Source organism: Desulfuromonas soudanensis, from assembly GCF_001278055.1.
Lineage (GTDB): Bacteria > Desulfobacterota > Desulfuromonadia > Desulfuromonadales > WTL > Deferrimonas > Deferrimonas soudanensis.
On sequence record NZ_CP010802.1, the window covers coordinates 2,697,488 to 2,710,406 of the forward strand.

Below are 12,919 nucleotides of genomic sequence, written 5' to 3' on the forward strand. Positions count from 1 at the left end.
GTGCTCTACTTGCCCCTGCGACCTTTCAAGGAGAAGACCGATATGACCCACAGCGAACTGATCGTCACCGGACTGATCTGGATTCTCACCGCCGCCGGCCTCTTCTTCGGCCTGCGCGCCGCCCTGCGGCGCCGGAATAAACGCTGAGAAGAGCCGGCCGCCGGCAAACACTCCCCTCCCCTTTTGCTTTGCAACGGCACGGCGCTCCTGCTATTTTGGAGTCGGTTCTCCTTCCCCTCTCCTCTCGACCGGACGTTTTTGCCATGCGTATCCTTCACACCTCCGACTGGCATCTCGGCCGCCAGTTTCACAACGTTTCGCTCCTCGACGACCAGCGCCTGGCCTTGGAGCAGATCATCGGCATTATTGGCAGCCGACAAATCGATGTCGTCGTGGTGGCCGGCGACATCTACGACCGTTCGGTCCCTCCGGCACAGGCGGTGGAACTTCTCGACGCCACCGTACACCGCATCTGTGACGAACTGCAGGTGCCGCTCATCCTCCTGGCCGGCAACCACGACGGCCCCCAGCGCCTCGGCTTTGCCTCCCGACAGCTCTCCGGCGCCGGGCTGCACATGGTCGGGCCCCTCTGGAGCGTGCCGCAACCGATCCTGATCAAGGGGGATGACGGCGAGGTGGCCTTCTATCCCATCCCTTACGCCGACCCGGCCACGGTGCGCCATGTGCATGGCGTGGAGGTGTCCAGCCACGAAGAGGCGATGGCCTACCTGCTCGACCAGGTGCTTCAGGACAACGGACCCACACGCCCCTGCGTGGTGATCGCCCACTGTTTTCTCGCCGGAGGCGAGGTCTCCGAGTCGGAGCGGCCCCTCTCCATCGGCGGGGCCGACCAGGTTTCCCCGGAGCATTTCCGCCCCTTCAGCTACGCCGCCCTCGGTCACCTCCACGGCCCCCAGTTCCGGGGTGCGCCGCACATCCGCTACTCGGGTTCTCCCCTCAAATACTCCTTCTCCGAAGAGCGCCAGCGCAAGTCCGTCACCCTGGTCGAACTCGATGCCGAGGGCAAGGCCGCTATCGAGCAGATCCCCCTGCAGCCCCGTCACAACATGCGGACCCTCGAAGGCTCTCTCGACGCCCTCCTGGCGGCAGGAAAAGACGATCCTCACCGGGACGACTACCTGCTGGTGCGCCTCACCGATACCCACGCCATCCTCGATGTGATGAGCAAGCTGCGGGAAATCTACCCCAACGTGCTGCACCTGGAGCGCCCCGGACTGATGGCTCGCGGCGACGGCCTCGAGGTCAATTGCGACCGACTGAAAAAGGGGGAACTGGCGATGTTCGAAGACTTCTTTGTCCAGGTCACCGGCGACCCCTTAAGTCCCGAGCAGAGGCAGATCATCGCCGACACCCTCGATGACCTGCACCGCCAGGAATCCTGATGCGCCCCTTGACTCTGATCATGACGGCCTTCGGGCCCTTTTCCGGTACCGAGACGATCCGTTTCACCGACCTGGGAGAGAACCCCCTCTTTCTCATCAACGGTCCCACCGGTTCGGGGAAGACCACCATCCTCGACGCCATCTGCTTTGCCCTCTACGGCAAGACCACCGGCGACGAGCGGGAAGGGGCGCAGATGCGCTGCGACCTCTCCGCGGCCGACACACTCACCGAGGTGACCCTCGAGTTCCGGCTCTCCGGCCGCCGCTTCCGCATCCGCCGGGTGCCGGAACAGCAGCGCCCCAAATCCCGCGGCGAAGGGACCACCACCCAGGCCCCGGAAGCCCAGCTCGTCGAACTGCAGGGCGACGGCCTTGAGCGCCTCATCGTCTCGAGCAAGGTGTCCGAGGCAACCCGGGAGATCGAGGAGCTCACCGGGCTCTCCGTCGACCAGTTCCGCCAGGTGATGGTTCTCCCCCAGGGGAAATTCCGCCAGTTGCTCATGGCCGAATCGAACGAGCGGGAAAAGATCTTCAGCCAGCTCTTTCAAACCAGCATCTACAAGGCCCTGGAGGAGAATCTCAGGTCGCGCTCGGCGAAAATACGCCAGGACCGGGAACGACAGCAGCAGCTGCGCCAGGGGATTCTCGAAGGGGCCGACCTCGAGAGCGCCGAGGCGCTGGAGACGGAACTGACGACCCGGGCCAGGGAAGCAGAAGACGCCTTGCGGCTGAAAACAGACAGGGAAAAAGCCTACGTCGCCTCCGGCAGGGCGCAGCAGCTGGCCCTCGACCTTGAAAAGGCTTTTGTCGAACTGGAACGCCTCGAAGCCGGGGAGGCGAACCTGCAGACGCAAAAGGAATGCGTGGCAGGGAAGCGACTCCGCCTGACCGCCGCCGAGGAGGCCCTCAAGCTCAAACCGGTTTTCGACGAGAGAAGTCGCAGCCAAAAAGCTTTGCAATCGGCCGAAACCGGCCTTGCCCTGGCCGCCGAAGCCAGGGACAGGGCGCAGGTCCTTCTGGCCCAGGCCGAAGAAGAGCGGCAGTCCGCCGAGAAACTCTCCGAGCCCCTCGATGCCGCCAAGCAGGAGGTGGTCCGCCTCGAAGGTTTGCGTGCCCGGGCGACCCGGCTGGCCGAGGCCCGGCAAACGCGGGAGCAGGCCGGGGGGGACGTCAAAACGGCTCAGGCCCGCTTGCAACACTCTGAAGCGACCTTGCAGGAGACCATGAGGCAACGGGAGGCGGCGGAGCAGAAACAGACCGACTGGCAAAATGAGTTATCGACACTCGGCGACAAGCAGCTGCAGGAGAAACTCCTGGCGGACCAGCTGGCCTCCCGCCGGGAGATAGACACCCTGCAGCGGCAGTTGGCCCGGCACCGGGCAGAGCTGGAAAAAGGAGAAGCCCTCGGGAGGCGGCTCCTGAACGAGCACGAGGCCCAGAGCAGGCACGCCAGGAGTCTGGAGCTGGCCTGGCACCAGGGGCAGGCAGCCATCCTGGCCGCCGAACTGCAGACGGGCCAACCTTGCCCCGTTTGCGGGAGCAGCGAACACCCTGCTCCAGCCCGCAGCGAAGCGGCAATTCCCTCCGAGAAAGAGCTTGAGCAGGCCCGCGTCCGCGCTCAGGAAACGAGTCTGCTGCTCTCCGCCGCCCGGGAAGCCTACGGCGAAATCCGAGGGAAGGTGGGGCATGCCCAAAAACAGCTGGACGATCTGCAGATCCGGCTCGGCGAGAGTTCACAACTCCCGGTCGACCAACTCCAAAGTCATCACGCCCGGCTGAAGCAAGAGGTCGCGGCGCTTCAGGCACGACGCAGGGAATTTACGGTTCTGACCGATGCCCTGAAACAACTCAAGGAGGGTGAGGCCGAAGCGCGAAAAGCCCGGGACCTGGCCGCCAGCCAGGCGGCTGAAACGACGACCGCACTGGAAAAAGCCAGAACCCGGGTTCAGGACGCCGAACAGGAGCTCCCCGAACACTACCGCCCTGTCGGCGCCCTCGACGCGGCCATCGCCCGAACCCGTGTCGAGGCCGGAGAGCTCGAACAACGGATCGCCGCCGCAGGCCAGAGATATAAAGAAGCCCACGGTCGCTGGGAAGCAGCCGGAGCCACCCTCGTGGCCGCAGAGCAAGCCCGGCAAAGAGCGCAGGAGGAGTTGGCCTCGGCTCAATCCCGTCGCGATGAGGCCCTGGCAGCCAGCCCCTTCGCCGACGAGCAGAGCTATGGCGCCGCCCTCCTCGACGAAGCTCAGGTCGCAACGCTCCGGCAGGCTGTCGCCGATTACGATCAGCAATGCCAGCGCATCGCCGGTGCAGTGGAGCAACAGCGCGCGGCGGTGGAGGGCCGGTCCCGCCCGGACCTGCAGCGGACCGAAGCCGAATTGCTCCAGGCCGAAGAGGCCAAAAACGCGGCCCTCACCCTCTGGCAACACCTCGACGGCCGCCGGCAACTCCTCGAAGCCACCCGCTCCAAGCTGGAGAAGGCCGCCAGGGATCAGGCCGAGCTCGACCGCCGCTACGCCGTCATCGGCACCCTCAGCGACGTCGCCAACGGCCAGACCGGCAAAAAGATCAGCCTGCAGCGCTTCGTTCTCAGCGTCCTCCTCGACGACGTGCTCATCGAAGCCGGCCACCGCCTCTCCCTGATGAGCAAGGGACGCTACCAGTTGCTGCGCAAGGAGGACCGGTCCAAGGGGAACAAGGCCTCGGGGCTGGAGCTCGAGGTGGAGGACGCCTATACCGGCAAGGTGCGGGCGGTGGCCACCCTCTCCGGCGGCGAGAGTTTCATGGCCGCCCTCTCCATGGCTCTCGGACTCTCCGACGTGGTGCAGGCCTACGCCGGCGGTATCCGCCTCGACACCCTGTTCATCGACGAGGGGTTCGGCAGCCTCGATGCCGAATCTCTCGACCTGGCAGTCCGCACCCTCATCGACCTCCAGGCATCCGGACGGATGATCGGGATCATCTCCCATGTGGCCGAGCTCAAGGAACAGATGCCGCTGCGCCTTGACGTTATTTCCGGCCGTGACGGCAGCCGGGTGCGCCTGGTTACCCCGTGAATTTCTTGCGGCTCACTCCGGTCCGAACTCGGCAAATAAACGCCGGCACCCTTTACATTTTCACCTTCCGTGCCTATATTGACCCGTATTCAACGAATATTTTCTAACCCGTACAAGGAGCCTACCCACCATGTTCAAACGTCTGACGATCCTGCTGATTGCCGCCCTGGTCACCCTCCCCTCCCTCTCCGGCTGCGGCTACAACCAGATCCAGAAGAACGAGGAGGGGGTCTTCGCCGCCTGGGCCGATGTCGAGGCTACCTACCAGCGCCGCGCCGACCTGATCCCCAACCTCGTCGAAACAGTCAAGGGGTACGCCGCCCACGAGCAGGAGACGCTGCAGGCGGTCACCGAAGCGCGGGCCAGCGTCGGGCAGACGAAAATCGATGCCAAGGACCTCTCCGACCCGGCCGCCATGGCCAAATTCCAGTCCGCCCAGGGGGGGCTCTCCTCGGCCCTCTCCCGCCTTCTCGTCGTCGCCGAGCGCTATCCCGACCTCAAGGCCAACCAGAATTTTCTCGATCTGCAGAATCAGCTCGAGGGGACGGAAAACCGCATCAACGTCGCCCGCCAGCGCTACAACGCGGCGGTGCAAAACTTCAACTCCTCGATCCGCACCTTTCCCAACAACCTGACCAACAAGTTCCTCCTCCACCTCGAGCGCAAGGAGCCCTTCAAGGCCGAAGCCGGGGCCGAAAAAGCCCCCCAGGTGAAATTCTAGGATGGCCGTGAAGCGCTTTTACATCGGTTTTCTCACCCTGTTTCTGCTCCTGCCGCTGTCGGCGGCCGCCCTCGACGTCCCGAAGGCCACCGGCTACGTCGTCGACCAGGCCGGCATTCTCAAGGATTCGACCCGTCTCAAGCTCGAGCAATTTCTCCAGGGGTTCGAGAGGAGCGACTCGACCCAGCTGGCCGTCCTGACCATTCCTTCCCTCGAAGACGAGTCCCTTGAGGGATACGCTCTCAAGGTCGCCGAGACCTGGGGGATCGGTCAGAAGGGGAAGGACAACGGCGCCCTCCTCCTCATCTCCCGGGATGACCGCAAGATCCGCATCGAGGTCGGTTACGGCCTCGAAGGGCGTCTCACCGACCTCCTCTCGGGACGGATCATCGCCAACGAGATCTCCCCGCGCTTCAAGGCCGGGGACTTCGACGGCGGCGTCGTCGCCGGCGTGGCGGCCATGGCCGAAGCGGTCCGGGGGGAATACCAGGGGACGGGGACGACAGGGGGGAAGAAAAAGCGCAACCCCTGGGGCTCCCTGGCCCTCCTCCTCTTTCTCGGCCCCGGCCTGATGCTTCTCGGCGGCGGCGGTGGCCGACGCGGCCGTCACAGCGGCCTGTGGATCGGCGGCATCCCCTTCGGCGGCGGTCGCGGCGGCGGCGGAGGTGGTGGCTTCGGTGGTTTCGGCGGCGGCGGCTTCGGCGGCGGCGGGTCGTCGGGGGGATGGTAATTGAGCCCCATCGAATCCGACCGATCCGGCCGAGCAGAGACGGCCCCAGCAGTTTTTAACCGGAGATTTTCATGAAAAGAGCAAAAGACTTCTTCAGCGACGATGAACGCCAGCGCATCGAGGCCGCGGTACGGGCCGCCGAGGAGCGCACCAGCGGCGAAATCGTGCCGATGGTCGTCGATGAATCCTACACCTACCCGCGGGCCGAGATCGTCGGCGCCGGCTTCCTCGCCCTGGCGACGGGCGTCAGCCTCAGCTGGGGTTTCGGCCATTCCTCGGTGTGGATCTTTCTGCCGATCTTCCTCCTTACCTACCTCCCCTTCCGATGGCTGATCCGCGCCCTCCCCGGCCTCAAGCGCCGGCTCATCCACCCCCTGGAAATCACCGAGGAAGTGGAGGAAAAAGCCCTCGTCTCCTTCATCGAGCAGGGCCTCCATCACACCCGGGACGAAACGGGCATCCTCATCCTCATCTCCCTCTTCGAGCACCGGGTCCATGTCCTGGCCGACCGGGGGATCAACAACGTCGTCGGCAAGGAGACCTGGGACGAAATCGTCACCACCGTCACCGCCGGCATCCGCGAGGGACGCACCTGCGAAGCCCTCTGCGCTGCCATTGGCCGCTGCGGCGACCTCCTCGAGGCGAACTTTCCCGCCAAGCACGACGACACCAACGAACTCTCCAACCTGATCACCCCCTAACCTTGTTTTGAGCGCTCACGCCCCCGCCGGGGGGCGTGAGCGCCCTCCCTTCTCCCTTCTCCCTTCTCCCTTCTCCCTTCTCCCTTCTCCCTTCTCCCTTCTCCCTTCTCCTTCCTTCTCCCTGCTATACTGAAGAGCATGAAAGGGACCGACAGAATTCGCCAATTGATCGCCAAGGAAGCGGCCCGGCTGATGTACGAAGAGGGGATCAAGGAATACCGCGACGCCAAGCGCAAGGCGGGAAAACCCTTCGGGTCGGACAAGGCCCTCTCCCTCGGTTCCCACCTCCCCTCCAACGCCGAGATCCATGAAGAGCTGCACGCCCTCCTCGAACTCCACGAAGAGGAGGAGCTCCCCGGGCGCCTGCTGGAGCTGCGCCTGAGAGCCCTCGGCTACCTGGAACTCTTCGCCCCCTTTACCCCTTACCTGGTCGGTTCGGTCCTCTCCGGCGTCGTCACCAGCCGAAGCGACATCGACCTCCACCTCTTCGCCGACGACCCCGAAGAGGTCGAAAATTTCCTCCGTACGCAGGAGATCCCCTACGAAACGGAGACCGTCAGCATCCGCAAGGGGGGAGCCTTTCACGACTATTCCCACATCTACATCGACGATGCAGGCGTCACCGTCGAGTGTTCCGTCTACCCGAGGGCGGAGCGCCACCAGGTCTCCAAAAGCAGCATCACCGGCCGACCGATGGAACGGGCCGGGGCCAAGGCGCTGCGCAGGCTCATCGGCGACATGCTGCCAGGGGAGGGGGATAAGGACTGACCGGGAGCGAAACGAGATCACCACCATCAGCAAAGGGGCGACCGTCTGGTCGCCCCTTTGCTGTTGAAACATGTTCTGCCGAAAGTCGAAACTACATCTCTTCGCCGTGGAGAATGCTGAAAATCGGCATCAGCTCCGCAGCTTCGTGCCGTCTCTGGCGGAAATTGTCGAGGCAGGCCCGCTTCAGTTTGTAGAAGTGCGCCGGGTCATGGCGGCGGCCTTTTTTGTCCAGCCACAGCCCCTTGACCAGCCGGACGACCTCCTTGCCGTCGACCTGGCAGAGGATGTAGACCACCTCCCCCTTTTCGACCTTCCATTCGATCCTGACGGCGTGCTCTCTGTCGTACCATTTGATTTTTGTGCAGTATTCGTTGGCGGTCATCGGCTTCTCCGTTGTCGTTTTCATTTTCATGGCTGAATAGTACCGCAGGGGGACGGAGGCGTCACCTTTTTTCCGGCGGATCGTACCGATCAGTCGAAAGGGATCCGAATCTCCCGAAAAAAATCCCGGTTGCGATTGCCTGCTGCGAAGTCCTTCATCAGCAGGGTGTAGACCCGGGTGGCGCGCAGCTCGCTTTCGAGCATCTGCCGGGCAAGACGCAAGGAGGGTGTGGCGACGCCGTAGCGGCGTTTGAGGAGTGGCTGAATGCGGCTGTAATTCTGCACGAGAGGGAGGGTCAGGGTCTTGCGGCAGGACCCGAGAAAGGCGCGCCCCTTTTCACTGCTGCCAAGCAGGTGCAGGTAGAGGGGGCCGGCTTCGAGGAGGGCGTCCATCTCGTCGCGCCGCGTTTCGTTGAGGGCGTAGGCAAGGATGCGCTGGATGCGGGTGCGGGTGAGGTGGCGGGATTTGATGGAATCTACCAGATCGTCGTAGGAGGAGCTCTCCAGGGCGGCGGCAAAGAGGCGCTCGGCGAGGCCGTCCTCGATCTGGTAGAGGCCGGCGAGGAATTCGGGACCGCGGAGAATCCGCCCCAGCAGCAGGCGGTGGAGATGGTCGAAGTCGAGACTCATTCCAGAGGCCATCGCTCCGACAAAAATCTCGTGGACCGCCGGGGGAAGGTAGGGCTCGACCCCCCTCCCCTCCCCGAGCATCCGGCGGATGCCGGTGGCGCTGGCGATTTCGCCGCAAGCTTCTTCGTCGTGGTAGCCGGCCCCGGTCCTGGCAATGGTGAAGGGGACGATGGGACTGTCCGTCCCGGTGAGGGCCCTGAGATACTCGAGGCCAAGGATGTTGTTCGGGGTCTCGAGAAGGGCTGCCGCCGCCGAATCGACACCGGCCACGGAGCGCGCCCGGGCGGCGGGATAATTGATTCCCTGGCGCAGGAGCGCGGCCGTCTCGGCGGCGACGGTTTTCCCCTCGGTGGCAAGGAGGTCGGCGCAGCGGCGCAGGGGATCGATTTCCCCGGCTTCGCTGCCGAAACAGAGGGCGTCGATCCCTCCCAGGGCGGTAAGGGCCTGCACCGCGCCGCGGGCGAAGTGGGGGGCGCTGTTGCAGGCCCAGGGGAAGGGGAGCTCGATGACCACATCGACGCCGGCGGCCAGGGCCATTTGGGCCCGCAGCCATTTGTCGAGAAGGGCCGGCTCGCCGCGCTGCAGGAAGTGGCCGCTCATTATCGCCACCGAGACTTCGGCGCCGGTGACGGACAGGCTTTCCCGCAGGTGGTGGAGATGCCCGTTGTGGAAGGGGTTGTATTCGGTGATCAAGCCGACGGCGCGCATGTTAAAAACCTGTTAACCACAGAGACACAGAGGCACAGAGAACAACAAAAACCATAAATTAATTTACAGTTAAAGGACCATGCGTCTGATTCCGTTGGTCAGTTTGGGTTCGTGGAAGTTCATGATGAGACCTACTTTGACTCCAGCCAGCCTTAGATAAGTCAAGAGCTGGGCTTCATGTACGGGGATAATTTTTTCAACGCATTTCAACTCAACAATAACAAGGTTAGCAATCAGAAGATCGATTCGGTACCCGCAATCGAGCTGAATCCCCTTGTATTCCAAAGGTAATGGCCTTTGACGTTCAAAAAGGAGCCGCCTCAGACTGAGTTCATGACAAAAACATTCCTCGTACGCCGACTCAAGGAGACCAGGGCCGAGATGACGATGGACCTCAATAGCCGCGGCTATAATCTGGTTTGTCAATTCCTTCAGAAAAAAAATAGTTTTCTCTCTCCCGATTGCCTCTGACATCTCCTTGCCCCTCTTGAATTTTCTCTGTGTCTCTGTGCCTCTGTGGTTGTCCCTAAAAAGCCAATGGAATCCGCTCCCCCACCCGGTTGCTCTCCGGGGTGATGACCGTCCGGTAGGCCAAAATCTCCACGCCTCCGGCGGCGACCTCCCGCAGGAGGCGCCCGTAAACGGGGTCGATGGCGTCGGCGGGGGCAAAGGCCGTCGCCTCGCCGCGCTGCACGAGGAAAAAGATCACCGAGCGGTACCCTTCGCCGCGGGCGCGGAGGAGTTCGCGCAAATGCTTCTGGCCGCGCAGGGTGACGGCGTCGGGGAAGCAGGCCACCGTCTCCCGGCAGCAGAGGGTGACGTTCTTCACCTCCACCAGGACTTTTTCCTCTCCCTTTGTGAGGAGAAAGTCGATGCGGCTGTCGTGATAGGGGGATTCGGCCGTGACGCTATAGCCGGCGAGTTCGGGGATCGTCCCGGAGCGCAGCCCTTCTTCGACGACCCGGTTGCTGCGGTGGGTGTGGGTGTCGACCCAGTAGTCGCCGACGGCGATCAGCTCGAGGGTGTATTTGAGCTTGCGCTTCGGATTGTCGGTTTCGGAGAGGAGGACGGCGTGCCCGGGGACAGCGCACTGTTTCATGCTCCCGGTATTGGGGGTGTGGGCGGTGACGATGCGGCCGTCTTGAAGCTCGACGTCGGCGAGAAAGCGCTGGTAGCGACGCAGCAAAATCCCGGGAATCAGGGGAGCGGGGAGCCTCACCCGCCGATCTCCTCCATCTCCCGCTCGGAGAGGCCGAGGAGGAAGAGGATCGAGTCGAGGCTCTGCTGATTGATGTGGGTGTCGGCCTGTTCGCGGACCCGGGCCTTGGCGTTGAAGGCGATCCCCAGTCCGGCCTTGCCGAGCATCGGCAGGTCGTTGGCGCCGTCGCCGATGGCGATCACCTGATCGAGGGTGATCCCTTCTCCGGCGGCGATCTCTTCGAGGAGCTGCGCCTTGCGGGCGCCGTCGATGATCGGCCCGACGACCCCGCCGGTGACGATGCCGTCTATTATTTCCAGCTGATTGGCGTAGGCGTAGTCGAGGCCGAGCTCCTCCTTGAGGCGGTCGGTAAAGAACTTGAAGCCGCCGGAAATCACCGCCGTCTTGAACCCAAGGCGCTTGAGGATGCGCACCAGCGTCTTGGCCCCGGGGGTGAAGGGGATGGTGCGGTAGACCTGCTCGAGAGCCGAGGCTTCAAGCCCCTTGAGGAGGGCGACCCGCGCACGCAGCGCCTCCTGAAAGTCGAGTTCGCCGTTCATCGCCCGCTCGGTGATCTCCGCCACCTCCGCGCCGACTCCGGCCAGGCGCGCCAGTTCGTCGATGACCTCGATCTGGATCAGGGTCGAATCCATGTCCATCACCACCAGACGCTTGGCGCGGCGGTAGAGGCTCTCCTTCTGCACGGCGATGTCGACGCCGAGACTGGTGGCGGCATGAAGAAGCTTGCGTGTCAGTCGCTTGACGTCGAGCTCGGGGGGCGCGGTGATCAGGAACTCGACACAGCGCAGCTGCCCCTGGGTGAGCTTGGTAATCCGCTCGATATTGACCTGGTGGTCGGCGAGGATCCGCGACACCCGGGCCAGGGCCTTGGCGTTGACCTCTCCCCCCATGATGGTGACGACGTAGGCATGGCGGGTCGTCTTGCGCCGGTATTCGGCTTCGCCGATGACCTGGAAATCGAGATCGAGGCCGAGCTCCTTGGCGAGAAAAAGGAGTTCCTTGATCAGCGGCTTGCCGTCGGCGTCGCCGGAGGCGAAGTCGATGAGGACCGACAGGGAAAGGAGGGTGTGGGTGACGGTCTGTTCGATGTCGCGGATGCGGGCGCCGGCCTCGGCGATCTGGCCGGTGACGCTGGCGATGATCCCCGGCTTGTCGGGGCCGGTCAGGGTGATGAGCACCATGCGGTTGTCCATGAAAATACCTCGCAGGAAAAAGTCGCGGTATCTTACCTGCAATCATTTCGTCCTGCAAGAGACCTCAGAAGCAAAACCAATTTCAACGGAGAGATTTTGAAGGGAGCAGAGGGGGAGAGAATGGCCAGAATCGTCCCGCGCTCTCTCCGGCTCTCAGCGTCTCTGCGTTGAACGCCTTGACGTGAGGACCGCGGCAAAAATCAGACGATCGCAGGGAGGTCCTCGGCCGGGCGCATCTCCGGGGTATATTTCTCGGCGCGATTGCGTCCCAGTTCCTTGGCCCGGTACATGGCAGAATCGGCGTGCTTGAGGAGGTCTTCGCAGGTCTGGCCGTCCTCGGGATAGAGAACGTAGCCGATGCTGGTCGAGGTCCGCAGGGTGCGTTCCCCCAGCTGAAAGGGTGACTCGAAAAGTTTGAGGATCTTTTCCGAAACCATCGCCGCGGGCCTGTCGTCGGCCACCTTCGGAAGGAGGATCACGAACTCGTCCCCGCCGAATCGGGCCACGGTGTCCCCCTCGCGGGTACAGGTCTTGAGACGCTCGGCGACCTGCTGCAGCAGCAGGTCGCCGCAGGGGTGCCCCAGGGTGTCGTTGATGTTCTTGAAGCGGTCGAGATCGAGAAAAAGGACGGCCATCTTGCCGCCATCGCGGCGGGCCTGAGCCAGGGCGAGGTTGAGCCGATCCTGAAAAAGGGTGCGGTTGGGAAGAGAGGTCAGAGGGTCATAGTAAGCCAGGGTGCGGATCTGCTCCTCGGCAAGCTTCTTGTCGGTGATATCGAAACAGCTGCCGATGTAGCCTGCAAATTCCCCTTCGGGGTCGAAAAAAGGGCGGCCGATGTCGAGAATCCAGCGGTATTCTCCGTCGTAACGCCTGAGGCGGTACTCCATGGAAAAGGGGCGTTGGGCGGCGAAGGCTTCGAGGTAGGTGTCGACACACTCCTGAAAATCGTCGGGATGAACCCCCTCGGTCCAGCCGTCGCCAAGTTCCATTTCCAGAGGGCGGCCGGTAAATTCGAGCCAGGTGCGGTTGAAATAGTTGCAGTGGGTATCGAGCCCGGCGCGCCAGATCAGGGCCGGAAAATCTTCGAGAATGGTCAGGTAGTAGTCGCGCCGATCGACGGCCTCCCGTTCGGCGAGGTGCCCGGCCAGAAGACGGCGGTTGATCAGCACGTAGAGAAAGCAGGAGGTCACCAGGACGAAGAGCCACCCCTTGACGGTCTGCAGCTCGGTGAGGCGCTGGCTGTCCTCGACCATCAGGAGGAGAAGGGTATCGGAGTAGAGAACCCACACCCCGCTGAGCACCAGATAGGCGAAGACGATGCGCAGTGTGGAAATTTGCGGGCGGATCGGGGGGAGGGACGATTTCATGGCATGGAGCCTTTTATGAGCAGCGATATCAACTGTCGATGA

12 protein-coding genes are annotated in these 12,919 nt (G+C 63.2%); 6 read left to right on the forward strand and 6 right to left on the reverse strand.

The features are described from left to right. The first annotated feature begins 263 nt into the window (after positions 1-263). The 6 genes from DSOUD_RS12150 (at position 264) to DSOUD_RS12175 (ending at position 7,379) form a co-directional block, all read left to right on the forward strand. A complete protein-coding gene (locus tag DSOUD_RS12150; RefSeq protein ID WP_053551262.1) occupies positions 264-1,403 on the forward strand; it encodes an exonuclease SbcCD subunit D in 1,140 nt (379 codons plus the stop codon). Then, positions 1,403-4,459: an AAA family ATPase gene (locus DSOUD_RS12155; protein ID WP_053551263.1), complete on the forward strand. Its 3,057-nt coding sequence runs from the start codon at positions 1,403-1,405 to the stop codon at positions 4,457-4,459. The genes DSOUD_RS12150 and DSOUD_RS12155 overlap by 1 nt, the downstream gene beginning before the upstream one ends. A 130-nt stretch (positions 4,460-4,589) precedes the next feature. After that, positions 4,590-5,180 (forward strand): LemA family protein, encoded by a 591-nt coding sequence (locus tag DSOUD_RS12160; protein ID WP_053551264.1) that lies wholly within the window; start codon positions 4,590-4,592, stop codon positions 5,178-5,180. Position 5,181: 1 nt separating this feature from the next. After that, the gene (locus DSOUD_RS12165; RefSeq protein ID WP_053551265.1) at positions 5,182-5,910 is read left to right on the forward strand and encodes a TPM domain-containing protein; all 729 of its coding nucleotides are present in this window, start codon (positions 5,182-5,184) and stop codon (positions 5,908-5,910) included. Positions 5,911-5,981: 71 nt separating this feature from the next. Beyond that, positions 5,982-6,611, forward strand: a complete 630-nt coding sequence (locus DSOUD_RS12170; protein ID WP_053551266.1) for a TPM domain-containing protein — start codon at positions 5,982-5,984, stop codon at positions 6,609-6,611. A gap of 138 nt (positions 6,612-6,749) precedes the next feature. Next, positions 6,750-7,379, forward strand: coding sequence for a nucleotidyltransferase family protein (locus tag DSOUD_RS12175; RefSeq protein ID WP_053551267.1), 630 nt, complete (start codon positions 6,750-6,752; stop codon positions 7,377-7,379). A 91-nt stretch (positions 7,380-7,470) separates the two neighbouring features. On the opposite strand, the gene DSOUD_RS12180 is transcribed toward DSOUD_RS12175, so the two are convergent. The 6 genes from DSOUD_RS12180 to DSOUD_RS12205 form a co-directional block, all read right to left on the reverse strand. Further along, positions 7,471-7,761 (reverse strand): hypothetical protein, encoded by a 291-nt coding sequence (locus DSOUD_RS12180; protein WP_053551268.1) that lies wholly within the window; start codon positions 7,759-7,761, stop codon positions 7,471-7,473. Positions 7,762-7,850: 89 nt separating this feature from the next. Further along, entirely contained in the window at positions 7,851-9,098 is a 1,248-nt protein-coding gene (locus DSOUD_RS12185) for a nucleotidyltransferase (protein WP_053551269.1), read from the reverse strand. 69 nt (positions 9,099-9,167) lie between these two features. Then, positions 9,168-9,572: a GxxExxY protein gene (locus tag DSOUD_RS12190; protein WP_053551270.1), complete on the reverse strand. Its 405-nt coding sequence runs from the start codon at positions 9,570-9,572 to the stop codon at positions 9,168-9,170. 52 nt (positions 9,573-9,624) lie between these two features. Next, a complete protein-coding gene (gene sfsA / locus DSOUD_RS12195; protein ID WP_053551271.1) occupies positions 9,625-10,317 on the reverse strand; it encodes a DNA/RNA nuclease SfsA in 693 nt (230 codons plus the stop codon). Beyond that, the gene (gene serB, locus DSOUD_RS12200; protein ID WP_053552380.1) at positions 10,314-11,510 is read right to left on the reverse strand and encodes a phosphoserine phosphatase SerB; all 1,197 of its coding nucleotides are present in this window, start codon (positions 11,508-11,510) and stop codon (positions 10,314-10,316) included. The genes sfsA and serB overlap by 4 nt, the downstream gene beginning before the upstream one ends. Positions 11,511-11,710: 200 nt before the next feature. Further along, complete coding sequence (locus DSOUD_RS12205) at positions 11,711-12,877, reverse strand: sensor domain-containing diguanylate cyclase (RefSeq protein WP_053551272.1); 1,167 nt, start codon at positions 12,875-12,877, stop codon at positions 11,711-11,713. Between the last annotated feature and the right edge of the window lie 42 nt (positions 12,878-12,919).

Excerpts from the sequence above, each read along its gene's own strand:
- DSOUD_RS12150 (WP_053551262.1), top strand. The coding sequence starts at position 264 with ATGCGTATCCTTCACACCTCCGACTGGCATCTCGGCCGCCAGTTTCAC.
- DSOUD_RS12155 (WP_053551263.1), top strand. The coding sequence starts at position 1,403 with ATGCGCCCCTTGACTCTGATCATGACGGCCTTCGGGCCCTTTTCCGGT.
- DSOUD_RS12160 (WP_053551264.1), top strand. The coding sequence starts at position 4,590 with ATGTTCAAACGTCTGACGATCCTGCTGATTGCCGCCCTGGTCACCCTC.
- DSOUD_RS12165 (WP_053551265.1), top strand. The coding sequence starts at position 5,182 with ATGGCCGTGAAGCGCTTTTACATCGGTTTTCTCACCCTGTTTCTGCTC.
- DSOUD_RS12170 (WP_053551266.1), top strand. The coding sequence starts at position 5,982 with ATGAAAAGAGCAAAAGACTTCTTCAGCGACGATGAACGCCAGCGCATC.
- DSOUD_RS12175 (WP_053551267.1), top strand. The coding sequence starts at position 6,750 with ATGAAAGGGACCGACAGAATTCGCCAATTGATCGCCAAGGAAGCGGCC.
- DSOUD_RS12180 (WP_053551268.1), bottom strand. The coding sequence starts at position 7,761 with ATGACCGCCAACGAATACTGCACAAAAATCAAATGGTACGACAGAGAG.
- DSOUD_RS12185 (WP_053551269.1), bottom strand. The coding sequence starts at position 9,098 with ATGCGCGCCGTCGGCTTGATCACCGAATACAACCCCTTCCACAACGGG.
- DSOUD_RS12190 (WP_053551270.1), bottom strand. The coding sequence starts at position 9,572 with ATGTCAGAGGCAATCGGGAGAGAGAAAACTATTTTTTTTCTGAAGGAA.
- serB (WP_053552380.1), bottom strand. The coding sequence starts at position 11,510 with ATGGACAACCGCATGGTGCTCATCACCCTGACCGGCCCCGACAAGCCG.
- DSOUD_RS12205 (WP_053551272.1), bottom strand. The coding sequence starts at position 12,877 with ATGAAATCGTCCCTCCCCCCGATCCGCCCGCAAATTTCCACACTGCGC.